Source organism: Erythrobacter donghaensis (assembly GCF_002155425.1).
GTDB classification, from domain to species: domain Bacteria; phylum Pseudomonadota; class Alphaproteobacteria; order Sphingomonadales; family Sphingomonadaceae; genus Erythrobacter; species Erythrobacter donghaensis.
Genome location: NZ_MUYG01000008.1, coordinates 200,637 through 226,129 on the forward strand (window position 1 = coordinate 200,637; position 25,493 = coordinate 226,129).

General features: G+C 66.7%; 25 protein-coding genes. 16 read left to right on the plus strand and 9 right to left on the minus strand.

The window, feature by feature from the left end:
• Positions 1 to 143: 143 nt before the first annotated feature.
• Both ptsP and BZF59_RS05490 read right to left on the minus strand, forming a co-directional pair.
• Entirely contained in the window at positions 144 to 2,429 is a 2,286-nt protein-coding gene (ptsP, locus tag BZF59_RS05485) for a phosphoenolpyruvate--protein phosphotransferase (protein WP_086607244.1), read from the minus strand.
• Between the two features lie 80 nt (positions 2,430 to 2,509).
• On the minus strand, positions 2,510 to 2,677 hold the full coding sequence (locus BZF59_RS05490; RefSeq protein ID WP_086607245.1) for a YdcH family protein: 168 nt from the start codon (positions 2,675 to 2,677) through the stop codon (positions 2,510 to 2,512).
• 283 nt (positions 2,678 to 2,960) lie between these two features.
• Between BZF59_RS05490 and BZF59_RS05495 the strand changes: the two genes are divergently transcribed.
• Both BZF59_RS05495 and BZF59_RS05500 read left to right on the plus strand, forming a co-directional pair.
• Positions 2,961 to 3,170, plus strand: coding sequence for a DUF465 domain-containing protein (locus BZF59_RS05495; protein WP_017666379.1), 210 nt, complete (start codon positions 2,961 to 2,963; stop codon positions 3,168 to 3,170).
• Positions 3,171 to 3,443: 273 nt separating this feature from the next.
• The gene (locus tag BZF59_RS05500) at positions 3,444 to 3,905 is read left to right on the plus strand and encodes a DUF1465 family protein (protein ID WP_086607389.1); all 462 of its coding nucleotides are present in this window, start codon (positions 3,444 to 3,446) and stop codon (positions 3,903 to 3,905) included.
• A gap of 3 nt (positions 3,906 to 3,908) precedes the next feature.
• On the opposite strand, the gene glpK is transcribed toward BZF59_RS05500, so the two are convergent.
• Positions 3,909 to 5,381 (minus strand): glycerol kinase GlpK, encoded by a 1,473-nt coding sequence (glpK, locus tag BZF59_RS05505; protein ID WP_086607246.1) that lies wholly within the window; start codon positions 5,379 to 5,381, stop codon positions 3,909 to 3,911.
• Between the two features lie 190 nt (positions 5,382 to 5,571).
• Here glpK and BZF59_RS05510 point away from each other — a divergent pair, with 190 nt between their 5' ends.
• The 6 genes from BZF59_RS05510 (at position 5,572) to BZF59_RS05530 (ending at position 10,587) form a co-directional block, all read left to right on the plus strand.
• Complete coding sequence (locus BZF59_RS05510) at positions 5,572 to 6,477, plus strand: MBL fold metallo-hydrolase (protein WP_086607390.1); 906 nt, start codon at positions 5,572 to 5,574, stop codon at positions 6,475 to 6,477.
• Entirely contained in the window at positions 6,474 to 7,298 is an 825-nt protein-coding gene (locus tag BZF59_RS05515) for a hypothetical protein (RefSeq protein ID WP_143738099.1), read from the plus strand. Before BZF59_RS05510 ends, BZF59_RS05515 begins: the two co-directional genes overlap by 4 nt.
• A 71-nt stretch (positions 7,299 to 7,369) precedes the next feature.
• Positions 7,370 to 8,371, plus strand: a complete 1,002-nt coding sequence (gene nadA, locus BZF59_RS05520; RefSeq protein WP_086607248.1) for a quinolinate synthase NadA — start codon at positions 7,370 to 7,372, stop codon at positions 8,369 to 8,371.
• A gap of 63 nt (positions 8,372 to 8,434) precedes the next feature.
• Positions 8,435 to 8,605 carry a hypothetical protein gene (locus BZF59_RS16205; protein WP_158094277.1) on the plus strand — a complete coding sequence of 57 codons (171 nt, stop codon included), beginning with the start codon at positions 8,435 to 8,437 and terminating at the stop codon, positions 8,603 to 8,605.
• Positions 8,606 to 8,844: 239 nt separating this feature from the next.
• Positions 8,845 to 10,176, plus strand: coding sequence for a DUF2254 domain-containing protein (locus BZF59_RS05525; RefSeq protein ID WP_086607249.1), 1,332 nt, complete (start codon positions 8,845 to 8,847; stop codon positions 10,174 to 10,176).
• 117 nt (positions 10,177 to 10,293) lie between these two features.
• A complete protein-coding gene (locus BZF59_RS05530; RefSeq protein ID WP_086607250.1) occupies positions 10,294 to 10,587 on the plus strand; it encodes a GIY-YIG nuclease family protein in 294 nt (97 codons plus the stop codon).
• Positions 10,588 to 10,627: 40 nt separating this feature from the next.
• Here the strand turns inward: BZF59_RS05530 and BZF59_RS05535 are convergent, their stop codons facing one another.
• Positions 10,628 to 11,530 (minus strand): DMT family transporter, encoded by a 903-nt coding sequence (locus BZF59_RS05535; RefSeq protein ID WP_086607251.1) that lies wholly within the window; start codon positions 11,528 to 11,530, stop codon positions 10,628 to 10,630.
• Between the two features lie 70 nt (positions 11,531 to 11,600).
• Here BZF59_RS05535 and BZF59_RS05540 point away from each other — a divergent pair, with 70 nt between their 5' ends.
• Positions 11,601 to 12,713 carry an alkene reductase gene (locus tag BZF59_RS05540; protein WP_086607252.1) on the plus strand — a complete coding sequence of 371 codons (1,113 nt, stop codon included), beginning with the start codon at positions 11,601 to 11,603 and terminating at the stop codon, positions 12,711 to 12,713.
• A gap of 260 nt (positions 12,714 to 12,973) precedes the next feature.
• Positions 12,974 to 13,369 carry a VOC family protein gene (locus BZF59_RS05545; RefSeq protein ID WP_086607253.1) on the plus strand — a complete coding sequence of 132 codons (396 nt, stop codon included), beginning with the start codon at positions 12,974 to 12,976 and terminating at the stop codon, positions 13,367 to 13,369.
• Positions 13,370 to 13,553: 184 nt separating this feature from the next.
• Here BZF59_RS05545 and BZF59_RS16335 read toward each other — a convergent pair whose 3' ends face one another.
• Both BZF59_RS16335 and lipB read right to left on the minus strand, forming a co-directional pair.
• Positions 13,554 to 13,856, minus strand: coding sequence for a hypothetical protein (locus tag BZF59_RS16335; RefSeq protein WP_211277354.1), 303 nt, complete (start codon positions 13,854 to 13,856; stop codon positions 13,554 to 13,556).
• Positions 13,853 to 14,542, minus strand: coding sequence for a lipoyl(octanoyl) transferase LipB (gene lipB, locus BZF59_RS05555; protein WP_211277355.1), 690 nt, complete (start codon positions 14,540 to 14,542; stop codon positions 13,853 to 13,855). Before lipB ends, BZF59_RS16335 begins: the two co-directional genes overlap by 4 nt.
• A gap of 79 nt (positions 14,543 to 14,621) precedes the next feature.
• Here lipB and BZF59_RS05560 point away from each other — a divergent pair, with 79 nt between their 5' ends.
• On the plus strand, positions 14,622 to 15,473 hold the full coding sequence (locus BZF59_RS05560) for a DUF7847 domain-containing protein (protein WP_086607255.1): 852 nt from the start codon (positions 14,622 to 14,624) through the stop codon (positions 15,471 to 15,473).
• Positions 15,474 to 15,496: 23 nt separating this feature from the next.
• Positions 15,497 to 16,855 carry an MFS transporter gene (locus BZF59_RS05565; RefSeq protein ID WP_086607256.1) on the plus strand — a complete coding sequence of 453 codons (1,359 nt, stop codon included), beginning with the start codon at positions 15,497 to 15,499 and terminating at the stop codon, positions 16,853 to 16,855.
• A 118-nt stretch (positions 16,856 to 16,973) separates the two neighbouring features.
• Here the strand turns inward: BZF59_RS05565 and BZF59_RS05570 are convergent, their stop codons facing one another.
• Positions 16,974 to 17,318 carry an arsenate reductase family protein gene (locus BZF59_RS05570; protein ID WP_086607257.1) on the minus strand — a complete coding sequence of 115 codons (345 nt, stop codon included), beginning with the start codon at positions 17,316 to 17,318 and terminating at the stop codon, positions 16,974 to 16,976.
• A 154-nt stretch (positions 17,319 to 17,472) separates the two neighbouring features.
• On the opposite strand from BZF59_RS05570, the gene BZF59_RS05575 reads away from it, so the two are divergent.
• Positions 17,473 to 19,653, plus strand: a complete 2,181-nt coding sequence (locus BZF59_RS05575; protein WP_086607258.1) for a TonB-dependent receptor — start codon at positions 17,473 to 17,475, stop codon at positions 19,651 to 19,653.
• A gap of 9 nt (positions 19,654 to 19,662) precedes the next feature.
• On the opposite strand, the gene BZF59_RS05580 is transcribed toward BZF59_RS05575, so the two are convergent.
• Together BZF59_RS05580 and BZF59_RS05585 are read right to left on the minus strand one after the other, a co-directional pair.
• Positions 19,663 to 20,211, minus strand: coding sequence for a (2Fe-2S)-binding protein (locus BZF59_RS05580; protein ID WP_086607259.1), 549 nt, complete (start codon positions 20,209 to 20,211; stop codon positions 19,663 to 19,665).
• A gap of 20 nt (positions 20,212 to 20,231) precedes the next feature.
• Positions 20,232 to 20,996 carry a class II aldolase/adducin family protein gene (locus BZF59_RS05585; RefSeq protein ID WP_086607260.1) on the minus strand — a complete coding sequence of 255 codons (765 nt, stop codon included), beginning with the start codon at positions 20,994 to 20,996 and terminating at the stop codon, positions 20,232 to 20,234.
• Between the two features lie 94 nt (positions 20,997 to 21,090).
• Here BZF59_RS05585 and BZF59_RS05590 point away from each other — a divergent pair, with 94 nt between their 5' ends.
• The 3 genes from BZF59_RS05590 to BZF59_RS05600 all read left to right on the plus strand — a co-directional run bounded on the left by BZF59_RS05590 (position 21,091) and on the right by BZF59_RS05600 (position 25,466).
• Positions 21,091 to 22,470 carry an MATE family efflux transporter gene (locus BZF59_RS05590; protein WP_086607261.1) on the plus strand — a complete coding sequence of 460 codons (1,380 nt, stop codon included), beginning with the start codon at positions 21,091 to 21,093 and terminating at the stop codon, positions 22,468 to 22,470.
• Between the two features lie 66 nt (positions 22,471 to 22,536).
• A complete protein-coding gene (locus BZF59_RS05595) occupies positions 22,537 to 25,014 on the plus strand; it encodes a chemotaxis protein CheA (RefSeq protein ID WP_086607262.1) in 2,478 nt (825 codons plus the stop codon).
• A complete protein-coding gene (locus BZF59_RS05600; protein ID WP_086607263.1) occupies positions 25,011 to 25,466 on the plus strand; it encodes a chemotaxis protein CheW in 456 nt (151 codons plus the stop codon). The genes BZF59_RS05595 and BZF59_RS05600 overlap by 4 nt, the downstream gene beginning before the upstream one ends.
• Positions 25,467 to 25,493 lie beyond the last annotated feature (27 nt).

Consider the following 25,493-nt stretch of genomic DNA (forward strand, 5'->3'; position numbering starts at 1 on the left):
GGGTCCGCGCCTTCTTGCGAGGCTGTTGTGTGAGTGTTTGCGTGAATTGTCCTTGAACGGGACTCACCCGTTCAGGTGATTTCTGTCAAGCGTTGCCGCATCGGGTGGGCGTGTTGTGGCCACGCTTCTCCGCAAGGCTCGCCTTAATCGTACTCGATCCCGCGCTCATCGGCCCAGCCCGACAATTGCGCGCGCAGGCTGATCGCGGGATCGGCCAGCCAGCCGGTCATCGCGGCGGTGAGTTCGGCAAGGTCGACCTTGCGCACCAGCTCCTTGATCGGGCCGACCGCAGCGGGCGTGATCGAGAGGCGGCGGTAACCGATCCCCATCAGGGCCAGCGCCTCCAGCCGCCGCCCGCCCATTTCGCCGCACACGCCGATATCGACGCCCGAGCCGACCGAATTCTGGATCACCCGGCGCAGGAACCTGAGGATCGAAGGGCTGAGCCAGTCGTAACGCTCGGCCAGCTTGGGATTGGCGCGGTCGGCGGCGAACAGGAACTGGGTGAGGTCGTTCGTCCCGATCGACAGAAAGCTGAGGCGCGGCAGCAGCATGTCGAGCACCTCGGCCAAAGCAGGCACTTCCAGCATCGCGCCGAAATTGATCCGCTCGGGCAGCAGCTTCTTCTGGTTGCGCAGGAAAGCGAGCTGTTCGTCGAACACCGCCTTGGCCGCATCGAACTCCCACGGTTCGCTGACCATCGGGAACATCACATAAAGCGAGCGCCCGGCGGCCGCTTCGAGCAGCGAGCGCGCCTGGATCTTCATCAGCCCTTCGCGTTCCAGCGCAAGGCGCAGCGCGCGCCAGCCCATCGCCGGGTTTTCGTCCTGCGCGGCGATCTCGGATGCGAGATAGGGCACCGACTTGTCGCCGCCGATATCGACCGTGCGGAAGATCACCGGCTTATCGCCCGCCGCCTCGAGCACGTCGCGGTAAAGCCGCGTCTGGCGCTCGCGCTGGGGCAGGGTGGCGGAGACGAGGAACTGGAACTCGGTGCGGAACAGGCCCACCCCGTCGGCTCCGGTCAGCGCCAGCGACGTCATATCGTCGCGCAGACCGGCGTTCATCATCACCTGAATGCGGGTGCCGCAGCGGGTGAAGGGCTCGACATCGCGTAGCGAAGCGTAGGCCGCCTGCTTTTCGCGGCTCTTGGCGAAGCGCGCCTGAAAGGCCTCGGCGACCTGCGGCAGCGGGCGCACGATGGCGCTCCCCGCGCTGGCGTCGAGCAGTATCTCGTCGCCCTCGCGGATCGCGGTGCGCACGCCCCCGCCCTTGCCATTGTTGATGCGCCCGATCACCGGCACGTTCATCGCCCGTGCGACGATCACCACATGTGCGGTGAGCGAGCCTTCCTCGAGGATCACGCCCTTCAGCCGCCGCTTGTCGTATTCAAGCAGCTCGGCCGGGCCGAGGTTGCGGGCGATGAGGATGGTGTCCTTGCGCAGCCCCTGCGACGCGGCGGTGCCGACCTGCCCTGCGACGATGCGGATCAGGCGGTTCGCCAGATCCTCCAGATCGTGCATCCGGTCAGCCAGCAGCGGATCGTCGATCTCGCGCATCCGCATCCGGGTGTGCTGCTGCACCCGCTCGATCGCAGCTTCGGCGGTGAGGCCGCTGTCGATCGCCTCGTTGATGCGCCGCGACCAGCCTTCGTCGTAAGCGAACATCTTGTAGGTCTCGAGCACCTCCTCATGCTCGCCCCCCGCGCCGAATTCGGCCTGGCTGGCGAGCGTGTCGATCTGCTCGCGCATCCGGTCGAAGGCGCGGTAGACCCGCTGGCGCTCGGCCTCGGTGTCCTCGGCCATGACCTGCGTGATCTCGACCCGCGGCTGGTGATAGACCGCCACGCCCGCGCCCAGCCCCTTGACCAGCGTGAGGCCGGTCAGCGTCTGCGGCCCGGACTGTTCGGCGGTCAGGCCGCGGGCTTCCTCTTCATCGACCAGTTCGGCATTGGCGATCAGTTCGGAAAGCACCATCGCGGTGGTCTGGAGCGCCTCGATCTCGACCTCTTCGTAGCGGCGCGGTTCGACATGCTGGACGCACAGCACCCCCACCGCGCGTTCGCGGTAGACGATCGGCACGCCGGCGAAGGAGTGGAACTTTTCCTCGCCCGTTTCGGGGCGATAGAGGAAGTCGGGATGGGCCTTGGCCTCGGCGAGGTTGAGCGTTTCGACCTTCTGGGCGATCGCGCCGGTCAGGCCCTCGCCCACGCCCATGCGGGTGACGTGCACCGCGCTCTGGTTGAGGCCGCGGGTGGCGAAGAGTTCGAGCATGCCTTCGCGCAGCAGATAGATCGAGCAGACCTCGCTCGACAGGCACTCGCCGATGATCTCGACCACCTGATCGAGCTTGCCCTGCGCGTGCATGCGCGAGGCCATGACATCGGTCAGGCGGGTGAGGATCTGGCGGGCGGCGGCAGCGGCGGTCATGGCCTGCAGGTTTACGGAGGACACCGCTAACCTGCAATGGCGCAGATCGCTGCTGCGCCGCGCGCCATCACGTTACGCCGTCAATGCGCGGCGATTTCTTCCTTCAATCGCAGTTTCTGCTTCTTGAGTGACTGGATCATTGCGGTGTCGGGCACGGGCCGGGCCATTTCGTCGCGCAGCCGGGCTTCGAGGCCGGCGTGCTTGCTCTGAAGGGCATGGAGGTGAGACAACACGGCTGATGATGCCATAAGGCGTTCTCCTGTCAAAAGCGGGGGAATGCCCCCGTGCAGGCGACTCGGCCAAGGATGCGGTCGAGCCGCAGGTTCGAAAGAACCACAGCAAGGCTAGCTTGCAAAGCCCTGACGGATCGTAAATCGATGCAATCGCCATTACGCAGGACGAACCGTGATAGGATCGGCCCCAGATTTGTGCGCGTGCCATCTACCCAAGCTGTGCGGGAACGCGTAGCGGGAGCCTGCATTGGGGCGGGTCACAGGCCCCGCGAACGCACGCGAAGGAAGACAGCCGACGATGACCGAGCAGGAGCTGCGGAAAAAGCTCGAATTGCTCAAGACCGAGCACCGCGACCTCGACGCCGCAATCGCCGCGCTGACCGAGGCCGCGCGCGGGAGCGCGTCAGCCGACATGCTCCAGATCGCCCGCCTCAAGAAACGCAAGCTGCGCCTCAAGGACCAGATCGCGATCATCGAGGACACGCTGCTGCCCGATATTATCGCGTAACCCTTCCAGTCCCTCCCCGTTCGGAACGAATGGGGAGGTGGGCGAGGCCGTCAGGCGTCGCTCGGAGGGGTCATTCCTGTTGGCGCTTGCCCCTCCGTCAGCCGCCTGCGGCGTCTGCCACCTCCCCATCCCTGCGGGACAGGGAGGAACTGACGCGATTCATCCTTAACAACCCATCAATTCTGTTCCCGGAAGGGACGGATGTGAAAATTGCTTGGAAAGTAACCATAGTCATATGGCGGCCCGCGTCGGCCAAGCGTAGGCATGTGCGACATGGCTCGCACCACCAGTCTTTCGCGCCCGATCATTGAGGCGCTCTACTCCGAGGCGCTCGTTCTGGCGGACGAGGTGCGCGCGGTGTTCGCGGCCGGCGTCCGCGAACCGCTGGCGGGTGAGGACGCTTTCGCGCGTCTCGCGCTGTCGACGGAAGGCCTCAAGACCACCACCCGGATGATGCACGTGCTCGCCTGGCTGCTCAACCAGCGGGCGCTGTTTTCGGGCGAGCTCAGCGAAAATCAGGTGCGTCTGCACGGCGCGCTGCCGCCCGATCGCGGCTCGGACGAGGCGCAGCTGGCGCTGCTGGAGCCCGAGACCCGCGAGCTGATCGCCGATACCGAAAAGCTCCACCAGCGCATCGCCCGGCTGGACGAGGCATGGCGCCAGCATTTCGAAATGACCTCCCCGGCGCGCGCCTTTCAAGACCGGATTGGGCGGGAGCTGGGAAGGTTCGGTTAGGGACTACGCGGCAGCGAGGGCCTTCTTCCACGCCGCCAGCCTTGCGTCCCTGACCGCATCCTCCATCGCCGGTGCGAAGGTCGCGAGCCGCCCGCGCATTGCCTGCGCCGCGCTGGCGAGGTCGGGGTAGAGCCCCGCGCCCGCCGCCGCCAGCATCGCCGCGCCCAGCGCCGTCGTCTCGACAAAGCCGGGCCGCTCGACCGTGACGCCCAGCATGTCGGCGAGGTCCTGCGCCATCCAGTCGTTAGCCGCCATGCCGCCATCGATCCGGAGCGTCTCCCACGGCGCGCCGTCGGCGGTGAAGGCGGCGCACAGGTCGTGGGTCTGGTGCGCCATCGCCTCCAGCGCCGCGCGGGCGAGCTGCGCCTTGCCGCTCGCAAAGCTGAGCCCCGCGATCACGCCGCGCGCCTCGGCCTGCCAGTGCGGTGCGCCGAGGCCGGAGAGCGCGGGCACGATCACCACGCCGCCCGCATCCGGGATCGAGCGCGCCAGCGCCTCGGTCTCGGCGGCGACCTCGACGATGCCGAGCGAATCCCGCAACCACTGCACCAGGCTCCCCGCGACGAAGACCGAGCCTTCGATGGCATAGGTGCGCGCACCCTCGATCTGGGTCAACACCGTGCCGAGCAGGCGATGGGTCGAACGCGGGATCGTCTCGCCGTTGCAGGTCAGCACGAAGGCCCCGGTGCCGAAGGTCGCCTTGGTCTGGCCCGGTGCAAGGCACGCCTGCCCGATGGTCGCCGCCTGCTGATCGCCCGCCAGCCCGGTGATCGGGATCGCCCGGCCCAGCAGCGCCGGATCGGACATGGCGAGCGGCCCGGCCATGTCGACCACGCCCGGAAGCGCCGACAACGGCACGCCGATGAGATCGCAAAGACCCTCATCGAACTGCGCGTCCTCCAGCCCCATCAACAGCGTGCGGCTGGCGTTGCTGGCATCGGTGATATGCGCCGCCCCGCCGGTGAGCTTCCATGTCAGCCAGCTCTCGACCGTGCCGAAGGCGAGCGTGCCCTTGTCCGCCGCCGCGCGCACTTCGGGAACGTTGTCGAGCATCCAGCGCATTTTGGTGCCCGAGAAATAGGGGTCGAGCAGCAGCCCGGTGCGTTGCTGCACCCCGGCCTCATGCCCCGCCTCGCGCAGCGCCATGCAGAAGGGCTCGGTGCGGCGGTCCTGCCAGACGATGGCGTTGGTGAGCGGCTCGCCGCTCTGGCGATCCCACGCCACCACGGTCTCGCGCTGGTTGGTGATACCGATGCAGGCGATCATCGCCGCCCCGCCCGCCTTGGGCAGCACCTCGCGCGCGCAGGCGAGGGTTGTGTCCCAAATTTCGCGCGGATCGTGCTCGACCCAGCCGCTTTGCGGGTAATGCTGCTTCAGCGGCGCCTGCGCGCTGGCGACCAGCACGCCGTCACTCGCGAACAGCATCGCGCGGGTGGAAGTGGTGCCTTCGTCGAGGACGAGGATGTAATCAGACATAGGGAACCCTCTCTCTTTTCCTGTCTCCTAGCCGCGCTCGGAGCACGAAGTCGAGATGCGTCTCCCCGCCCCGGGCTTGACCCGGGGCCCAGCTTCCTTCCCGCTTGCCCCATCCAAAAAAGCAGCGGGGTCCCGGGTCAGGCCCGGGACGGGGGTTGCCGACAAGGAAGCACAGGCCCAAATGAACCCCATGGTCACGATCCCTCCCCAGCCTTGGCCCACCGGCCTTGCCGATGATGTCGAACCGCTGGTGCGCCGCGTGCTCGCGCCCAATCCCTCGCCCTATACCTTTACCGGCACCCAGACCTATGTGGTGGGCGAGGCGACGGGGCCGGATTGCGCGGTGATCGATCCGGGGCCGAACGATCCCGACCATATCGAGGCGATCCTCGCCGCGATTGCGGGGCGCAAGGTCATTGCGATCATGTGCACCCACACCCATCGCGACCACTCCCCCGCCGCCGCGCCGCTGGCCGAGCGGACGGGCGCGCCGATCGTCGGCTGCGCGCCTTTGGTGCTGGCGGTGGACGTTTTGGAGAAATGGGGGCCGCGCTCGGACGAAGCTTTCGATCCGACCTACGCCCCCGACCGCGTGCTCGAAGATGGCGAGGGGATGCGCGGCACCGGCTGGACGCTCACCGCCGTCGCCACGCCGGGGCATACCTCGAACCACCTGTGCTTCGCGCTGGAGGAGAGCGGCGCGCTGTTCACCGGCGATCACGTGATGGGCTGGTCGACCAGCGTCGTCATCCCGCCCGATGGCGACATGGGCGATTACATGGCGAGCCTCGACAAGCTGATGGCGCGCGATGATGTGCGCTATCACTCGGCCCACGGCGCGGCGATCGAGAAGCCGAAGCAGCTCGTCCGCGGCATGATCGGCCACCGCCGCCAGCGCGAGAACCAGATCCTGCGCCTGCTGGGCGAGGCTGCGCGGCCCGTGAGCGACTTCATCCCCGCCATGTACAAGGGCCTCGACCCGCGCCTGATCGGGGCGGCCGAAATGAGCGTCACCGCGCACCTCATCGATCTGGAAAAGCGCGGGCTGGCCGCTATGGCAGGCGATATCTGGCACATCGGGAAGGGCGCAGAATGATGAAGACGACACTCAAGGCGGGGCTGGCCGCTGCACTGGTCATACTGGCCTGCGGGCCGCTCGCCGCACAGGAGAGCCCGCAGCAGGCCTTCACGGCGGCTGTCGGTTCGCTCACTCAAAGGCTCGGCCCGGTCGAAAGCGGGCTTGAGATCGCGACCACCGATGCCGCCGCCAATGCCGCCGATCTTGCCGCGATCGAGCAGGCGCTGGACGCCTTTGGCACGCCCGCCTTCCCGCTCGATGGCTTCGCCACCTTCGAATCCGTTTGCGAGCCGCTCAACCGCCTGTCGGTGCGGCACGTGCTCGACGGCGCTTCGGCGCTGCGCCGCCCGGCCGATGCCGCGCCGCCGTCCGCGGCAGAAATCCAGACCTTCACCGCCCAGCTTCAGACGCTGCAGTTGCAGAATGCCGCGCGCTATCAGGACGCGGTTACCGTGCTTTCGGCGGGTGGGCTGCGCTGCATGGTGAAGCACTTCCCGACGCTGTCGGCGTTTCTCGCCGGCTTGCCCGAGGCCGAACGCACGCCCATCCGCATCGATGGCGCGCGCAAGATGCGGCAGGGCGGCGCGCAGACGCTGATCGGCTTCACGATGGCGCTGCGCGATCCGGCCACCACGCCCGCCAACAAGGCGCGTCTGAGCACCTATCTGGCCGAGGTCGCCGATCCCCTCGCCGCCGCGCTGACGCCCGAACTGCGCGCCTATGTCACCGCTACGATCGACCAACTGCCCGCGACGCAGGATGCCGATGCGCTGGCGACGACCGCGCTGGTGACAACCGCGATGGCGACCACGGCGTGCGAGGATCTCTGCCGCTACTGACACGCTTTTCGCTCGAAAAACGTGGGCCAGTGCCTATATCGGCGGCTCCTGATGTTATGGGGACTGAGACGATGAGCCTGCTGACCCGCAACCCCACCGGCACCGATCTGCTGGCCGAGATTGACCGCCTCCGCAAGGAGAAGAACGCGGTGATCCTCGCGCATTACTACCAGACGCCGGACATTCAGGACATCGCCGACTTCGTGGGCGACAGCCTCGAATTGTCGCGCAAGGCGGCGGCGACCGATGCGGACGTGATCGCCTTTTGCGGGGTCAAGTTCATGGCCGACACCGCCAAGATCCTCTCGCCGCAGAAGACCGTTATCCTGCCCGACATGGACGCCGGGTGCTCCCTTGAAGACTCCTGCCCGCCCGAGAAATTCCGCGCCTTTCGCGAAGCCCACCCCGATCACATCGCGCTGACCTACATCAACTGTTCGACCGAGGTGAAGGCGCTTTCGGACGTGATCGTCACCAGTTCCAGCGCCGAGACGATCCTTGCGCAGATCCCGCCCGAACAGAAGATCATCTTCGGCCCCGACCGGCACCTGGGCGGCTATCTCAGCCGCAAGTTCAACCGTGAAATGCTGCTGTGGCCCGGCGTGTGCATCGTGCACGAAGCCTTCTCCGAGACCGAATTGCTCAAGCTCAAGGAGCAATACCCCGATGCGCCGATCGCCGCGCACCCGGAATGCCCGCCAACGATCATCGACCACGCGGACTATGTCGGCTCGACCAGCGGCATCCTGAACTTCGCCAAGACCTTCCCCGGAGACACCCTGATCGTCGCGACCGAGCCGCACATCATCCACCAGATGGAAAAGGCTCTGCCCGAAAAGACCTTCATCGGCGCGCCGGGTGCGGACGGGAACTGCTCGTGCAACATCTGCCCCTACATGGCGCTGAACACGATGGAGAAGCTCTACATCGCGCTGCGCGACCTCTCACCGCAGATCGAGATCGAGGAAGGCATCCGCCTGAAAGCCAAGCGCAGCCTCGACCGGATGCTCGAGATGGCAAGCGGCACGGTCGGCATGGGGGATCTCGGCAGGGTCGCGTTTTCAGGGGATTAGAGCGAATTCCCAAGCTAGGGAAGCGGAATAGCAAGCGATTCAGTGGCCCGGTAGATTGGGCGCATGAAGCACATCTCAGAAATCGTCCGCGCCTTCATCAAGGCAGACCAGCCGCGCTTAGGCTTGATAGCGTTGACCATCTATTGCGCCAGTGCCGTGGCCGTGGCGCATGCCGCCCTAGGTGCCAGCTTTCGCTGGCATGACGTGGTGTGGTTGTGGCACCAGCTTTCCTAACGCGTCACCCCAGCGAAAGCTGGGGCCTCGGGCTGTCATTTACTACGCTCCTCAAATGGTGCGGCGGCTTTGTCGACATTATGACCAACTGACGGCAAGAGGTATTCCAGACAGGTGTTATTAGCAACTTGGCTGCGCCCGCGATGTAGCACCACAAAAACAAGACCGCCTTTTCGGGCGATTGATCCGCACCGCCACGGGCGCGGCTGGCACAATCCCGGACACTGGGGAACACTCACATGACCGCGCGCATCAGGCTTTGGTGGCTGACTCTCAAGGGCAGCTACTGGTTCTACCCGGCGGTGCTGGCGATCGGCGCCTTTGCGCTGTCGTTGACGACGCTGCATCTCGACCGCACCACCAACACCGCATGGCTCGCCGAAATCGGCCTGATGGAGCTGGCCGGGCCCGACAGTGCATCGGACATCTTGGTGCTGGTGGCGGGCGCGATGCTGGGCGTTGCCTCGACCGTGTTCTCGATCACCATTGCCGCGGTCGCCTATGCCAGCGGCACCTATGGCCCGCGGTTGCTCAACAATTTCATGGAGGATCGCGGCAATAAGGTCAGCCTTGCGGTCTTCATCGCGACCTTCGTGTTCTGCGTGAACGTGCTGCGCACCATCAGGCACGACGGCGCGAAGACCACTGGCTTCAACGGCGAGGTGTTGGAGCTGACCTCCTTCGTGCCCAACCTGTCACTGCTGATCGCCTACGGGCTGATCATCGTCTCGGTCGGTACGCTGGTCTATTTCCTGCACCACATCCCATCCTCGATCCGCATCCACACCGTGCTCCAGACCATCGGAGAGCGGCTGATCGACGATATTCGCGAGGTCTATCCCGAAAAGCCCTCGGCCCCCGCGCCCGCCCGCGATGCCGAGGGCGCGCCGATCACCGCCACCCACACGGGCTATGTCCAGTCGATCAGCTTCGATGCGCTCGCGACGCTGGCCGCGGCGACGGCCACGCGGATCACGCTCGACTGCCGCACCGGCGATTTCGTCCATCCCGGCATGGTGCTGGCCCGCTGGACGCGCGATGAGGATGGGGAAGAGGGCGCGCCGTTCGATTCCGCCAAGGCGCGCGACGCTTTCATGCTGGGCGGGATGCGGACCTCGGATCAGGACTTGCGGTTTCTGGTCGATGAGCTGGTCGAGATCGGCCTGCGCGCGCTGTCGCCGGGGATCAACGACCCCTTCACCGCGATCACCGCGATGCACTGGCTGGGCGCCGCCACCGCCGAACTGGGGCAACGCGACCTCGACCACCAGAGCGGCGATGACGAGAGCGCGGCGGGGCAGCGCGTGATGCGGCGCGTGGTCACCTTTGCCGACTATGTGCGCCGCGGCTTCGGCTCGATGCGCAGCGGCGTGGCGACCAGCCCGCTGGCGGCCATGGTGGCGCTGGAAACCATCGCCAATGCCGCGCAGGTCCTCAACGACGAGACCCGCCGCGCCGATCTGATGCGCGAGGCCGCGCTGCTGTTCGAACAGGCCGGCACGGCGCTGGTCGGCCCCGATCTCGCGATGGTCGAAGCGCGGTATCGTGCGATCGAGGCAGCGGGCGGTTAGGCGCGCGCGGCTGTGCCAATCTCGCTGTCATGGGTTGGAGCGGGTCAGGGCCTTGTTCGCCTTTCGTCACCCCAGCGAAAGCTGGGGCCTAGGGCGGCCCTGTGATAAGCCATCGCGATGGAGCGCGGCGGCTACATCTACATCATGACCAACAAGCGCTACGGCGTGCTCTACACCGGCGTCACCAGTGACCTTCCGGCACGCATCATGCAGCACCGCGAGGGTAAAGGCGGGGCCTTCACCTCCCGTTACAAGTGCACCCGGCTGGTCTATATCGAACACCACCCCACAATCGAGGACGCCATTGCTCGCGAGAAAGCGATCAAGGCCTGGCAGCGCATGTGGAAGATCGAGGCGATCGAGAAGCAGAACCCGTCTTGGGATGATCTTTTCCTCACGATCAACGCTTAGTCGCCCTAGGCCCCAGCCTTCGCTGGGGTGACGATGAAGGCTATTTCGCCCTAGCCCTGCTCACCGCCAGCGCCGCGCCGACCAGCACCATGCCGACGATATCGAGTGGGGAGAGCACCTCGCCGAACGCCAGCCAGCCATAGATCGAGGCGACCACCGGCTGGGTCAGCAGCGCGAGGCCGACCACCAGCGGCGGGAAATATTTGAGCGCGAAGACCATCAGCCCCTGCCCGATCAACTGGCTGCAGACGAACAGGCCGATCACCGGCGTCCAGTCGGTCGGCCACACCGGCTCGCCCAGCAGCAGCGCGATGGCCAGCAGCACCGGCGCGCCGAACAGGCTGACCCAGACCAACAGGCTCCATGATCCGAATTGTCCGCGCGCGCCCTGCAACGTCAGCAGATAGACCGCATATAGCAGCCCCGCGGTCACGCTGAACAAGTCGCCCACCAGCGTTTCGTGGCTGATCTCCAACGAGCGGCCCAACAGGATCGCCGCGCCGGTCAGCGCGAAGATGATCGCCAGCCACTCCAGCCGCCCCGGCAGGGTGCGCGCGACCAGAAAGCCCCAGAACAAGAGCACGATCGACCCGGCATTGCCGAACAGCGTCGCATTGCCCAGCCGGGTCATCCCGATACCGATGTGCCAGCTGGCGAGATCGAGCGCGAAGGTCACCGCGCCCAAGGCCACCAGCGCCAGCGTTGTGGCGGGCATTCCCGTCAGCCGCTGGCCGTTGGCGCGGGCCAGCAGCACGAGGAAGGGCAGCGCCAGAAACAGCCGCCAGAACCCGGCGGCGACGGGGCCGGTGTCCGCCACCCGCACGAACCACGGCCCGATCGCGAGCGCGACATTGCCGCCGATCAGCGCAAGCAGCAGCAGCCATGCCGCCGGAGGGGCGCGTTCGCCGACAAGTTCTGCTTTGCCCGCACCCTCATTTTCCATGCTTGCGCCCTAGCCTCGCGCCCCCCAATTGGATAGCCAATCGCAACCGACGCTGAAGGATTACCCACACATGCATGATGCCTTGTTCCAGCCGCTCCAGATGGGCGCGCTCCGTGCCAAGAACCGCATTCACATGGCCCCGCTCACCCGCGGCCGCGCGGCCGAGCCGATGTTCGTGCCCAACGCCATGATGGCGACCTATTACCGCCAGCGTGCCGGCGCGGGGATGATCCTCACCGAAGCGACCGGCATCAGCCGCGAAGGCCTCGGTTGGCCGAGCGCCCCCGGCATCTGGAGCGATGAGCAGGTCGAAGCCTGGAAGCCGATCACCAAGGCGGTGCACGAGGAAGGCGGCCTGATCGTGATGCAGCTGTGGCACATGGGGCGGATCGTCCACCCGGTGTTCCTCGATGGCCAGCCGCCGTTCTCCGCCAGCGCCACCACCGCGCCGGGCGAAGCGCACACCCCGCAGGGCAAGCAGCCCTATGCCGAAGCGCGCGAAATGACGCTGGAGGACATCCGCCGCACCATCCACGATTACCGCCGCGCCGCCGAAAACGCCAAGAAGGCGGGCTTCGACGGGGTGCAGCTGCACGGCGCGAACGGCTACCTCGTAGACCAGTTCTTACGCGACAAGACCAACCTGCGCACCGACGAATATGGCGGCAGCCCCGAAAACCGCACCCGCTTCATGCGTGAAGTGCTCGAAGCGCTGATCGACGTGTGGGGCGCGGACCGCGTCGGCATCCGCCTGTCGCCCAATGGCGATTCGCAAGGGACCGACGACAGCAACCCGCCTGCGACCTTCGGCGCCGCCGCCAAGGTGTGTGAGGAACTGCGCCTCGCCTTCGTCGAACTGCGTGAACCGGGGCCGGACGGCACCTTCGGCAACACCGACGTGCCCAAGCAGAGCCCGCTGATCCGCAAGATCTATTCCGGCCCGCTGATCCTCAATTCGGACTACACCGCCGAGGAAGCCGTCGCCGATATCGAGGCGGGCAAGTGCGATGCGGTGAGCTTCGGGCGGCCCTATATCTCCAACCCCGATCTCGACAAGCGGATCGCCGCGGGCGCGCACTGGAACCCCAACAAGGACGTGCCCAAGAGCTGGTACTTCCCGATCCCCGAAGGCTACATCGACTACCCGACGCTGGAACAAGAACAGGCTGAGGCGGCGGAGTAAGGCGCAAGCCCTCGGCAGCGTCCGCTTCGGGCGCTGCCGGGGCAAAAGCGGTCGTTCGGGTTTCGACCCCGTTGCGGACGTCGGCTTGCGAGCGGCGACTTTCTGAAAGCGGCCACATGTTCATCGGGTCCGGAACCGCTGTAGTCGGAACTTTCCGCCCATTCGGCCAAAGGTGTTCAATGCCATGGCTCGCAACTCGCCGCTTGCTCTGATCTCCCACTGCCCCCACAAGCGTCCGCGAAAAGATAGGGAGAAAGAGATTGCTGTTCCACACAATGGTAGGCTCCAACGACATTGAGCGGTCGCGTCAGTTCTACAACGCGGTTCTGGGTGTTCTGGGAATGCCAGAGCCGATGAACAATATTGCCGGAAGCGGGCATATGCGCCTCTTCTACCCGAACCCGGGCGGAACAAACTTCATCGTCACTCAGCCGATCAACGATGAACCTGCCACCGTGGCGAACGGGGCTACGGTTGCTTTCTCGTGCAATTCGCCCGAACAAGTTCAGCAATTTCATGATGTGGCCGTAACCAACGGCGGAACGTCGATCGAAGACGCTCCCGGCCCGCGAGAGTCTGCGATGGGAACGATCCACCTGACCTACGTGCGCGACCCTGACGGCAATAAACTCTGCGGGATCCACATCCCCGGGTAGAGTTTCCACCCCTTTTTGGACCGGCCCACTGAGCGATTGGAAGTTCGATAGGGCCGGGATCAACCCTCCACATGTTTGGTCAACCAGTTGACCGCCTACTAGCGGCGACTCGAGCTTGACGCCTTCCCGCCCGATTGCGGCCACTAATTTCCGCATTCACAGCGGCAGCGGGTGACGGATCAGATTATTCGGCAGGGGCCGGGGCGGCGGGGGCTGATTCGGCCCCTTCGCTTGGCGGCGCGTCATTGATGCCCGCCATTGGCTCGACATCGGGCTGCTCGGCATCGACATCGCCCACCGGCGCGGCCTGACGCGGTGCGAGCGGGGCTTGCGAGGTGACCTGATCGAGCGGGATCATCGCGTCCGAGATCGATCCGTCCAGCACCTCACCCGACGCCGCGCCGCCCTGCTTGGCAGCAGGCGCGGCCTCATCCCCACAGGCTGCGAGGGCGAGGGCCAGACAGGCAAGAGGCGCAAGGCGGATCATCGGCACGCCCTTTTGGCGGCAGCATCGAGCGCGTCAAGAAAATCGTCGCTCGTGGCCATCAGGGCGTCGTCCCATTGCTCGGCCGACACGCTGAGGCCCAGTCGCGCCAGCGACGTGACGCCATATTCGGCGATCCCGCAGGGCACGATCCCCCCGAAATGCGCAAGGTCGGGGTCGAGATTGACCGAAAAGCCGTGCATCGTCACCCAGCGCCGCACGCGCACGCCGATCGCGCCGATCTTGGCCTCGCTGCCGTCGATATCTCGCGTCCAGATGCCCACACGGCCCTCAGCGCGCCAGCTTTCCACCCCGAAACGCGCGAGCGTGGCGATTACCCAGCCCTCGATCGCGTGGACGAAGCAGCGCACGTCCTTCCCGCGCTCCGCAAGGTTCAGCACCAGATAGCCGATCCGCTGGCCCGGCCCGTGATAGGTATAGCGCCCGCCGCGTCCGGCCTCGACCACCTCGAAGCGCGGATCGACCAGTTCGGCTGGGTCCGCGCTGGTGCCCGCGGTGTAGACCGGCGGGTGTTCGAGCAGCCACACCAGCTCCGCCGCGCGGCCTTCATGCACGGCGGTGTTGCGCGCCTCCATCTCCGCCAGCGCCTGCGCATAGGGCACGGGCGCAGCCTCGCGCCGCCATTCGATCGGAAAGCCGGGGCCGGGTGCAGGAGCAATGCTTGCCATGGCGCATCGGTGGGGGCATTGAGCGGCGAGATCAAGAGGCGATTGCGCGACACGCACCTCGCGATGAAAGGGATCCGACATGGCAAACCGCAAGCTCGACATGGGAGCCGCCTGGACTCAGGCGACCGCGCTGATGGGCGCCAATCGCGACACGCTCAGTGCGATTGCCGGGCTGTTCTTCTTCCTGCCCGCGATGGCGAGCGCGCTACTGGTGCCCGAGCTGGCCAACCCGCCCCAGCCCACCGCGCCGCCCGATGCCGATCCGCAGCTGGTGATGCAGGCGATGATGGACCAGATGACCGCCATCTATGCCGCCAACTGGCCGCTGCTGCTGGCGGTGCTGGCGGTGCAGTTCCTCGGCTCAATGAGCCTCTTCGCGCTGCTGACCGATCGCGGGCACCCGACCGTGGGCGAGGCGCTGGCGACCGGGGTCAAGAGCCTGCCGTCCTATCTCGCCGCGCAGTTCCTGACCGTGATCGGCGCCTCGCTCGCGATCGGCATTCCGCTCGGGGTACTCTCGGCATTCGGCGGGCCGGCGGTGGGGCTGCTGGCAGCGCTGCTCGCGGTGGTGCTGATCGTCTATGCGATGATCAAGCTGTCGCTGATCGGCCCGGTGATCGCCATCGAGGGGCAGCTGAACCCGCTCGCGGCGATGGGGCGGTCGTGGCAGCTGACCAAGGGCAACAGCCTGCGCATCTTCGCCTTCATCCTGCTGCTGCTGCTGGTGATCGCGGTCATCCTCGGGCTGGTCTCGGCGGTGGTGACGCTGATCCTGTCGGCAATCGGCGGCAGCGTGGCGACGATCGGCGGCGCGGTGATCGATGCGCTGGTGAGCGCGCTGATGGCGGTGATCTTTCTCACCGTGACGGTGACGATCTACCGCCAGCTCGCCGGGCCCTCGCCCGAGCGCGTCGCCGACGTTTTCGAATAGCGACGCGCGGGGCAAGCACGGCGATGGCCGACAGTCACCCTGGCCACGACCACGAGCTGAGCGCGCCCGCTGCCTCCACCGGCGCGATCCCGCCGGCGCGCATGGCGCTGCTGTTCATGGTGATGCTGGTGACCGCGGCGGGCAACACCGCGATGCAATCGGTCATGCCCTCGATCGGCACGGCGTTGCAGGTCGAGGACGTGTGGATCAGCCTCGCCTATTCGTGGTCGGCGCTGCTCTGGGTGGTGTGCGCGCCGTTCTGGGCGCGGCGATCGGACCAGCGCGGGCGCAAGGCGATGATGGCGCTCGGCCTGACCGGCTTCATCACCTCTTTCGTGCTGTGCGGCGCGGCGCTGTGGGCGGGCCTCGCAGGCTGGATGTCGGCGCTGTGGGCGCTGATCGCCTTCGCCGCCGCGCGCAGCCTTTATGGCGGCTTCGGCAGCGCCGCGCCGCCTGCGGTGCAGGCCTATGTCGCCTCCCGCACGCCGCGCGCGCAGCGGACGCAGGCGCTCTCGCTAATCGCGTCGAGCTTCGGGCTCGGCACGGTGATCGGCCCCGCGCTTGCCCCGTTGATGGTGGTGCCCTTCCTCGGGCTGGGGCTGACGGGCCCCTTCCTTGCCTTTGCCCTGATCGGGCTGGCCGCGCTCGTCCTGCTGCGCCTGCGCCTGCCCAATGACGAGCCGCGCTTCGCCGCGCGCGGACAGGCGGTCGCCTATTCGAGCGGATCGGGCGCGCCTGTCGATCCGCAGGAAGCCAGCGAGGCCGAGGACGGCACGCCCCCGCCGCGCCTCAGCTGGCGCGATCCGCGGCTGCGTCCATGGGTCTTCGCGGGGCTGTTCGGCGGCCATGCGCAGGCGATGGTGCTGGGTATTGCGGGCTTTCTCGTGCTCGACCGGTTGGGGCTGCGCGACACGCCCGCCGAGGGCGCGGGGCCGGTGGGGCTGGTGCTGATGAGCGGTGCGATCGCCACGCTGCTGGCGCAATGGGGGCTGATCCCGCGCTTCGATCTCGGCCCGCGCGCGGCGACCTTGTGGGGGATCGCCACCGCGGCTTTCGGGACAGTGCTGCTCGCCATCGCGGGCGATCTTCACCTGATCGCGCTCGGCTATGCCATCGCCTCACTGGGCTTCGGGCTGTTCCGCCCGGGCACCACCGCGGGCACCTCGCTCGCGGTGACGCGCGCCGAGCAGGGGCAGGCGAGCGGTATCGTCGCGTCGCTGGCGGGGGCGAGCTACATCTACGCCCCGGCGCTGGGCGTGTGGCTCTATGGCCATTCGGACTGGCTGGGCTTCGGGCTGATCGTGGCCCTGTGCGCCATCGTGCTGGTGCATGGGTGGTTCAGACTGCAGGCGGACCGGGAGCTGACGAGGGAAAAGGTGTGATTGCGAACGCGCATCCGCGCGTTCGTCCTCGGCGAGCTTCAGGCCCTGCGGGCCTGATCGCCTGCGGCTCGCGCGCGTGCGCTCGCGGTCGCTACGCGACCGAGTGCAGCGCCAGCCGCTAGAGTATCTCGAGAACGATATCCTGCGGCCGGCAAAGCCTCACCCCCTTCTCCGTCTCCACCAGCGGGCGCTCTATCAGGATCGGATCGGCGACCATCGCCGCCAGCACCGTCGCATCGTCGGCGTCGGGCAGGCCGCGTTCCGCCGCATCTGTGCCGCGCAGGCGCAGGCCCTGCTGCGGGGTGATCCCGGCATCGCGGTAGAGTTGCGCGAGCTTTTCCGCGCTCGGCGGAGTCTTGAGATATTCGATCACCCGCACCTCCACCCGGCTGAGATTTTCGAGGATCGCCAGTGTCTTGCGCGAGGTGCCGCAAGCCGGGTTGTGCCAGATCGTTGCCTTCATGTCAGTTCTCCATGCTCGGCAGATCGGCCCGCCGACCGGCCTTGGTGACCTCAAAGCCACATTTTTATGATAATCAATCGCAATTGCACACAAGACTTGCAGATGCGAATGGCTTGCAATAGCTGAGCAAACCAGACGACCCGAAAGGTATTCCATGATTCCCGCTTTCGCCCGCACCGCCCTGCTGCTCGGCTGCGCGACCATCGCTTTCCCCGCCCTTGCCAATTCTGACGCCAACGCTGACGCCAGCGCCTCCGCCGACAATGCCGACGCCGCCACGCTCGCCGCTGCCGCCGAATCGAGCGCGCAGGCGATCATCGTCACCGGCCAGGTGCTCTACACCGACCAGATGAACGCGACCAAGACCCCCACGCCGATCATCGACGTGCCCCAGTCGCTCAGCATCACCACCGCCGACCAGATCACCCGTCAGGGCTTCGACTCGGTCGCCGACATCGTGCTCTACACCCCCGGCGTCACCAATTCGCAAGGCGAAGGCCACCGCGATTCCGTGGTGTTCCGCGGCGTCCGATCGACCGCCGATTTCTTCGTCGACGGGGTGCGCGACGATGTCGAATATTACCGCGGGCTCTACAATCTCGAACAGGTCGAGATCCTGCGCGGCCCCAACGCCCTGCTGTTCGGGCGCGGCGGCACCGGAGGCATCCTTAACCGCGTGACCAAGAAGGGCGTGGTGGGCGAGACCTTCACCGGCTTCCTCGCCTCGGTCGACAGCTTTGGTGCCACCAACCTGTGGGCCGACGTCAACCTCGCGACCGGCGACAATGCGGCGCTGCGTATCAACGCCGCCTATGAAAGCCTGAACAACCACCGCGACCTGTTCGATGGCGAGCAGATCAGCGTGAACCCCACCTTCCGCGCCGAATTGGGCAGCCGCACCACGATCGATCTTTCCTACGAATATCTCGATCACGACCGCTTCATTGATCGCGGCATACCGACCGATAACAACGGCGATCCAGTGCGCTTCCTCCAGCGCATCACCTTTGCCGACCCGGAGAACAACTACGCGACCTTCCGCGCCCATGTGCTGCGCGGCACGGTGCAGCACAGCTTCTCCGACAGTCTCAAGGGCAACTTCACCGGATCCTGGGGCGATTACGACAAGACCTACGCCAACTACTTCCCGGTCAATTACGACCCCGCCACCAATATCGTGGCGATGGACGGCTATATCGACAACGGCCAGCGCCGGAATCTGATCGTCTCGGGCAACCTGATCGGGGAATTCGCCACCGGCGGGATCGGCCACACGCTGATCGTCGGCGGCGAATACATCGACACCAGCAACGACAACAACCGCTTCAACGCCGTGTTCGACACCGCCCAGGCCGATGGCCGGCGCACCGATGTCGAGTTCTTCGACGCGCGCCGCGACTTCCCGATGCGCGGCGGGGTCGGCACGCTCGCCGACGGGCGCACCACCCGCTACGGCTTTACCTCGCTCAACGACGATACCGAGGCCGACCTCACCGTGTTCTCGGCCTATATTCAGGACGAGGTGAAGCTCGCCGACTGGCTGCGCGTGGTGCTCGGCGCGCGGTTCGACAGCTTCGACATCACCGTGCTCGACAACCGCACCGGCATCGTGCGCAGCCGCAAGGACGAGGAAGTGACCCCGCGCGTCGGCCTGATCCTCAAGCCGCAGGAAAATCTCTCGCTTTACGGCAGCTATTCCGAGACCTTCCTGCCGCGTTCGGGCGACCAGTTTGCCGATCTGGGCGGCGGGGCGGACGCGCTCGACCCCGATACCTTCTCCAATCTCGAAGCAGGCGTGAAGTGGGACGTGCGCCCCGATCTCGCGCTGACGGCCTCGGTGTTCCAGATCGAACAATCCTCGCCGCAGGTGGCGGACGAGAACCCCGACACGCTCGAGGTGATCGAAAGCAAGATCCGCGGGTTCGAGGCGCAGTTGCAGGGCCAGATCACCCCCGGCTGGTTCCTCAGCGCGGGCTATTCCTACCTCGACGGCGAACAGCAGAGCCGCACCGGCCCGACCGGGCGACGGCTGCGCGAGCTGCCCGAACACATGTTCTCGATCTGGAACACGGTGCAGGCGACCGACAAGCTCGGCTTCGGCCTCGGCCTGACCGCGCAGGACGAAACCTTCGCCGACAACGGCAACACCGCGACCCTGCCCGCCTATGCGCGGGTCGACATGGCGGTGTTCTACCAGCTGAATGACAAGCTGCGCCTGCAGGTGAACGTCGAGAACCTGACCGACGAACTCTACTTCCCCAACGCCCACTCGGCCAACGAGCTGACCGTCGCCCCGCCGGTCAATGCTCGGGTGACGATTACCGGGAGGTTCTGAGCCGGATGCCTATTCCGAGGGCGCGACGCGCAGGGCTGGCACGGCCTTGGCCGCGTCCTCGGGACTGATCGCGGGGGCCGGGGCGGCGCTGATGCTCTCTTGCCGCTGGGCCACGCGCCCGGCCTGCTCGACCGCTTTCACCAGCCGCGGATAGACCCCGCAGCGGCAGATATTGGGGATCGCGCCGTCGATATCCTCGCGCGTGGGCTGGGGCGTGCGCATCAGCAGCGCGGCGGCGGCGATGACGATGCCGGGGGTGCAGTATCCGCACTGGATCGCCCCTTGCGCCACCATCGCCTGCTGCACCGGATGCGAACGGTCGCGGCTGAGGCCCTCGATGGTGGTGATCAGCCGCCCCTCCGCCTCGGCCAGCGTGATCGCGCAGGACCGCAGCGCCACCCCATCGACCAGCACCATGCACGCGCCTGAACACTCCGGCCCGCCGCCACACGCCTTGGTGCCGGTGAGGTTCATCGCCTCACGCAGCGCGTAGAGCAGCGGCATCCGCGGATCGAGGTCGAACTCGACCGGCCGCTCGTTGACGGTCATGCGGGACATGGTGGAACCCTGCTAGCGGCCTACTGCCGCCAGCTGTCGTCGATGCGGTCGATCTTGCGCTTCCACGCCTCGAAGTCGAACATGCCTGCGCCGCCCTGCCCGCTCATCACGGCAAGGTCGCGCTGGTGCACATCGACCACATCCTGCGGGACCAGCACGGGATCACCCATGCTGAGCGTCGCCACCTGAATTTCGCAGGCGCGCTGCAAGGCCCACATCTTGACGAACATCCCCTGGAGGGTGCGGTCCATCACGACGGGGCCGTGGTTGCGCAGCATCAGAATGGTGTGGTTACCGAGGTTCTGCACCAGCCGCTCGCCTTCTTCGGCGCGCACGGTGACACCCTCGAAGTCGTGATAGCCGATCTGGCCCTGAAAATTGCAGGCGTAGAAATTGGTCGGCAGCAGCCCGTCCTTGTGGCTCGCCACCGCCATCGTCGCGGTGGTGTGGACGTGGCAGATCGCATCGGCGCGGCCGCCCAGATGCTTGTGGAAATAGGCGTGCTGGGTGAAGCCCGCCTTGTTCACCATGTAGGGCGACCCGCCGACGTTGTTGCCCTCAACATCGATCTTGACGAGGTTGCTGGCGGTCACTTCACTATACAGCAGCCCGAAGGGATTGATCAGGAACGTATCCTTCTCCCCCGGCACCTTCAGCGAGATGTGGTTGTAGATCGATTCCGACCAGCCGAGGTGATCGAAGATGCGGTAGCAGGCGGCCAGATCCAGCCGCGCTTGCCACTCTTCCTTGCTGCATTCGATTCCGGGTTTCAGCTGGGTCGCCATGGCGTGATCCTCTCCGTCGTTCCTTGGCCCAAGCTATCGCACGGCGAGGGAATGTTTTGCAAGGCATGGCAAGCCCGGCTAGGTCACCAGCGCGATGAATGCCCCCGCCCCTTCTTCTGCGAAACTGGTGAGCGGCAGCATTCCGGGGCACCTCGTCAGCCAGACTTTGCCCGCAGTGATCGGCGTTGCCGCGATCATGTCGATCGGGATCGTCGATGCCTATTTCATCGGCCAGCTGGGCAGCGAGCCGCTGGCCGCGATCAGCTTCATCTTCCCCGTCGCCGTGTCGAGCACCTCGCTCGGCGTGGGCGTGATGGTGGGGATCAATTCGGTGGTCGCCCGCGCGCTGGGCGAAGGCGATTTCGAGCGCGCGAAGCGGCGCGCCAATTTCGGGATCGTCTTCGCCGCGGCATGCGGGGTGCTGATGGGCCTCGCGCTATGGTTGCTGATCGACCCGATCTTCACCGCGATGAACGCGCCTGCGCATCTGATGCCGCTGATCCATGACTACATGGTGCCCTATGCGATGGGCTTTCCGCTCAGCCTCGCGATCATGGGCTTCAACGGCGTGCTGCGCGGTCAGGGCGAAGCCAAGCGGACGAGCACAGTCAGCATCGCCTATGCCGCCGCCAACTGGGTGCTCAATCCCATCCTGATCACCGGCGCTTTCGGCTTCGAGGGCTACGGCATTGCAGGCTCTGCCTATGCCACGGTGACCGGGTGGGGCGTGGGCGTGCTGGTGGCGCTGTTGCTGCTGCGCGGCACGGCGCTGCCGCTCAATCTCGGGGCTTTGCGCGACTGCAGCCTGATCGATCCCGCCAAGGCGATCATCAAGGTCGGGCTGCCGGCGGCTTTCTCCAACGCGATCAACCCGCTGGGCCTCTCGATCCTCACCGCGCTGGTGGCGCTGGAGGGCGAGGCGGCGGTGGCGGGCTTCGGTGCGGCGGGGCGCTTGCAAAGCTTCGTGATCGTCCCGCTGCTCGGCCTGTCGGGCGCGATCGGGGCGATTGTCGGGCAGAACTGGGGCGCAGGGCGGATCGAACGCGCGCGCGAGGCGACGCTTTATGCCGCGGGCTTCTGCGTGGTGTGGGGCCTGCTGGTCGCGGTGGTGATGACCTTTGCCGGGGCCAGTCTCGCTCGGGTGTTCACCGATGATCCCGCCGTGGTCGCTGAATTCGATCTCTACCTCACCATCGCCGCCTGGGGCTATGCGGGCTTTGGCCTGCTGATCGTCGGCAACGGGATCATGAACGCGGTCGACAAGGCGGGCTTTGCGCTGGGGCAATCGGTGGCGCGGGTGTTCCTCGTGATGCTGCCGGTGGCGCTGGTGTTGCAGCCGGACATGGGCAGCGCGGCGATCTTCACCGCAGAGCTTGCTGCCAACCTGTTCGGCGCGATCTCGGCAGTAGTGCTGGTGCGTTACATCTTCGCACACAAGGCACCATCCGGCGCGCATCCGGCAGCCGCGCGCTAGGCGGATGTTAACCAAATCCGCCCCATAGACCTGCGGCTGAAAGGCGGCAAAAGGGCGCACGACCTCATGGACGATCTGCTGGCGGATTTCATCGCCGAGACCCGCGAAATGCTGGAGGCTTCCAGCGGCGAACTCGTCGCGTGGGAAGCCGATCCGGCCGACCGCGCGCGGCTCGATGCGATTTTCCGCTTCGTCCACACGGTGAAGGGCAATTGCGGCTTCTTCGATTTCCCCCGCCTCGCCGCTCTGTCCCACGCGGCCGAGGACGCGCTGGCCGATTGCCGCGGCGGTCGCCGCGATCCCGACGGGCCGCTGGTGACCGCGGTGCTCGCCATCATCGACCGGATCGCGGCGATGGTCGATGCGATCGAGGCGGGCGAGGACTTCCCCGAAGGCGGCGACGAAGCGCTGATCGCGGCTCTTGATGTTTCACGTGAAACGCCAGACGACATGGCAACCGATGGGCAACGAGGCGGCGACGACACCGCAACAGCCCACCTTACCCATCCCCCGGCCAAGGCCCTGTTCAACCCGGGCGAGGAGCCCGCCACGCTCGCCCGCCGCGCCGACGCTGCCGGGGCCCAGCGCACCATCCGGCTGCCGGTGGAGTTGCTCGACCGCGTGATGAGCGGCGTGTCCGACATGGTGCTCGCCCGCAACGATCTTGCTCACCGGCTGCGGCAGGCGGGCAACCAGCCGACCATCGACGGCCCGTTCGAGCGGCTCACCACGATCCTCTCCGACGTACGTGACGCGATCACGCGGATGCGGATGCAGCGGATCGAGACGCTGTTCGGCGCGCTCCCGCGGCTGATCCGCGATCTTTCCGCTGAACTCGGCAAGCAGGTGATGGTCGATCTCGACGGCGGCGATGTCGAGCTCGACCGCGAGATGATCGAGACGATCCGCGATCCGCTGACCCACATCCTGCGCAACGCCATCGACCACGGGGTCGAAGCGCCCGCCGCCCGCCTTGCGCAGGGCAAGCGCGAGATCGGCCTCGTCGCCATCGCCGCGCGCCAGTCGGGCAACACCATCAGCATCGTCATTGCCGACGACGGGCGCGGGCTCGATGAAGATCGGATCGCCTCGAAGGCGGTCGCCACCGGCCTGATCTCCTCTGCCGAACGCGCGCAGATGAGCCGCGACCGGGTGCTCAACCTGATCTTCGAACCGGGCTTTTCGACCGCCGAGACCGTCAGCAATGTCTCGGGCCGCGGGGTCGGGCTCGACGTGGTGCGCCAGAACCTCGAACGGGTCGGCGGCTCGATCAAGGTGACCAGCGTGCCGGGCGAAGGCACCACCTTCAGCCTGCAAATCCCGCTCACGCTCAGCATCATCGCCGGGTTGACGGTGGAGACCGGCGGGCAGCGCTTCGCGATTCCGCAATCCTATGTCGAGGAAATCGTGCAGGCCTCCTCCAGCGCGCTCGACCTCAGCTGGCTGGGTGAAAGCGCGTTGGTCACGTTCCGCGGCGTGCGGGTGCCGTGCCTGATGCTGGGCGAGGTGCTCGGGCTGCCGCGCGCCGAGAGCGAGACGGGCGAGCCGACGATGGTGATGCTGCGCCTCGCCAGCGGCGATCTGTTCGCGCTGGCGGTGGAGGGCATCCACAATCACGGCGATCTGGTGGTCAAGCCGCTTGCGCCCGCTGTGATGCGCTCGGGGCTCTATGCCGGATCGACCCTGCTCGACGATGGCACCCCGGTGCTGCTGCTCGATGTCGCCAATATCGCCGCGCAGGCCGGTCTCGTTTCGGACACCCGCGCGCGCGTGCTGGCCGCCACGACCGAAGATACCGCCGCTGCCGAAACCACGCCGCGGGCGATGCTGTTCACCGATTTCAGCGGACGCCGCGCGGCGGTGAGGCTGGAGCTGGTGCAGCGCATCGAGACTGCGCCGGTCAGCGCGATCGACCGTACCCACGCCACCGCGCGGGTGGTGATCGACGGGTTGATCCTGCCGCTCACCGGCCTGCCCGATGGCCCCCTCCCCGCCCGCCGTGTGCGCCTGCTGCGGCTGGGCGATGGCACCTGCGATCTGCTCTATGCCGTGCGCGAGGTCGAGGATGCGGTCGAACTCACCGCCCCCTTGCAAGCCGTGCCCGAAGACCCGCTGGTCGAGGCGGTCACGCTGATCGGCGGGGTGCCGGTCACGCTGCTTGATGCCCACGCGCTGTTCGCCCGCTACGGCGAAGCACCGGTCGCGGCCGAGCGCACCCGCTGCATCCTGCCCGAAGGCGAATGGGCGCGCACCATCCTTGCTCCGCTGGTCGCGAGCGCGGGCTATGACGTGTTGCCCGAAGGCGAAAGCGACACCGGCGCGATCGGCCCGGACGCGATCAGAATCGTGTTCGAGGACGTTTATGAAGTCGCCGAAGCGCTGGGCCGCGATCTGCCGGGCACGGTGATTCGCCTGCGCGACCAGCCCGATGCACCCGCCGGATGCGCGACCGTCTATCGCTATGACCGCGAAGGCCTGCTCGCCGCGCTCGCTGCGGCCAGCCGCAGCGCCCGAGTGAGCGCCAGGGCCGGAGAAGCCGCATGACCGGAGCCCTGCTTGTCATCATCCAGATCGCCGGCCGCCGCTGCGCGCTGGGCGCGCTGGAGGTGAAATCGGTGATCGAGATCGGCACCATCACCCCGGTGCCGCGCGCGCCGCACTGGATCAGCGGCATCACCGCGCTGCGCAGCCAGGCGCTGACCGTGATCGACTGCCGCCGCGCGCTGGGCCTTCCGTCCGGGGACTGGCCGACCGATCACCGCGCCGTGGTGGTCGCCGATGGCGGCCATGCCTATGCGCTGCTGGTCGATTCGATCGAGGATATCACCACCGCCGCGGGCGAAGTCGGGCAGGTGCCGGGCGGGTTCGGCGCGGAATGGTCGCGCATCGCGAATGGCATGATCGAGACCCTGGCGGGCCCGGCGCTGCTGCTCGATCTGGGATCGCTACTGGCGGGGCCCGAGGCCCTCTCGCGCGAAATCGAGACGCTGGTTTAATCCAATCCTTACCAAATCAACCCTAGG

Excerpts from the sequence above, each read along its gene's own strand:
- ptsP (WP_086607244.1), bottom strand. The coding sequence starts at position 2,429 with ATGACCGCCGCTGCCGCCGCCCGCCAGATCCTCACCCGCCTGACCGAT.
- BZF59_RS05490 (WP_086607245.1), bottom strand. The coding sequence starts at position 2,677 with ATGGCATCATCAGCCGTGTTGTCTCACCTCCATGCCCTTCAGAGCAAG.
- BZF59_RS05495 (WP_017666379.1), top strand. The coding sequence starts at position 2,961 with ATGACCGAGCAGGAGCTGCGGAAAAAGCTCGAATTGCTCAAGACCGAG.
- BZF59_RS05500 (WP_086607389.1), top strand. The coding sequence starts at position 3,444 with ATGGCTCGCACCACCAGTCTTTCGCGCCCGATCATTGAGGCGCTCTAC.
- glpK (WP_086607246.1), bottom strand. The coding sequence starts at position 5,381 with ATGTCTGATTACATCCTCGTCCTCGACGAAGGCACCACTTCCACCCGC.
- BZF59_RS05510 (WP_086607390.1), top strand. The coding sequence starts at position 5,572 with ATGGTCACGATCCCTCCCCAGCCTTGGCCCACCGGCCTTGCCGATGAT.
- BZF59_RS05515 (WP_143738099.1), top strand. The coding sequence starts at position 6,474 with ATGATGAAGACGACACTCAAGGCGGGGCTGGCCGCTGCACTGGTCATA.
- nadA (WP_086607248.1), top strand. The coding sequence starts at position 7,370 with ATGAGCCTGCTGACCCGCAACCCCACCGGCACCGATCTGCTGGCCGAG.
- BZF59_RS16205 (WP_158094277.1), top strand. The coding sequence starts at position 8,435 with ATGAAGCACATCTCAGAAATCGTCCGCGCCTTCATCAAGGCAGACCAG.
- BZF59_RS05525 (WP_086607249.1), top strand. The coding sequence starts at position 8,845 with ATGACCGCGCGCATCAGGCTTTGGTGGCTGACTCTCAAGGGCAGCTAC.
- BZF59_RS05530 (WP_086607250.1), top strand. The coding sequence starts at position 10,294 with ATGGAGCGCGGCGGCTACATCTACATCATGACCAACAAGCGCTACGGC.
- BZF59_RS05535 (WP_086607251.1), bottom strand. The coding sequence starts at position 11,530 with ATGGAAAATGAGGGTGCGGGCAAAGCAGAACTTGTCGGCGAACGCGCC.
- BZF59_RS05540 (WP_086607252.1), top strand. The coding sequence starts at position 11,601 with ATGCATGATGCCTTGTTCCAGCCGCTCCAGATGGGCGCGCTCCGTGCC.
- BZF59_RS16335 (WP_211277354.1), bottom strand. The coding sequence starts at position 13,856 with ATGATCCGCCTTGCGCCTCTTGCCTGTCTGGCCCTCGCCCTCGCAGCC.
- lipB (WP_211277355.1), bottom strand. The coding sequence starts at position 14,542 with ATGGCAAGCATTGCTCCTGCACCCGGCCCCGGCTTTCCGATCGAATGG.
- BZF59_RS05560 (WP_086607255.1), top strand. The coding sequence starts at position 14,622 with ATGGCAAACCGCAAGCTCGACATGGGAGCCGCCTGGACTCAGGCGACC.
- BZF59_RS05565 (WP_086607256.1), top strand. The coding sequence starts at position 15,497 with ATGGCCGACAGTCACCCTGGCCACGACCACGAGCTGAGCGCGCCCGCT.
- BZF59_RS05570 (WP_086607257.1), bottom strand. The coding sequence starts at position 17,318 with ATGAAGGCAACGATCTGGCACAACCCGGCTTGCGGCACCTCGCGCAAG.
- BZF59_RS05575 (WP_086607258.1), top strand. The coding sequence starts at position 17,473 with ATGATTCCCGCTTTCGCCCGCACCGCCCTGCTGCTCGGCTGCGCGACC.
- BZF59_RS05580 (WP_086607259.1), bottom strand. The coding sequence starts at position 20,211 with ATGTCCCGCATGACCGTCAACGAGCGGCCGGTCGAGTTCGACCTCGAT.
- BZF59_RS05585 (WP_086607260.1), bottom strand. The coding sequence starts at position 20,996 with ATGGCGACCCAGCTGAAACCCGGAATCGAATGCAGCAAGGAAGAGTGG.
- BZF59_RS05590 (WP_086607261.1), top strand. The coding sequence starts at position 21,091 with ATGAATGCCCCCGCCCCTTCTTCTGCGAAACTGGTGAGCGGCAGCATT.
- BZF59_RS05595 (WP_086607262.1), top strand. The coding sequence starts at position 22,537 with ATGGACGATCTGCTGGCGGATTTCATCGCCGAGACCCGCGAAATGCTG.
- BZF59_RS05600 (WP_086607263.1), top strand. The coding sequence starts at position 25,011 with ATGACCGGAGCCCTGCTTGTCATCATCCAGATCGCCGGCCGCCGCTGC.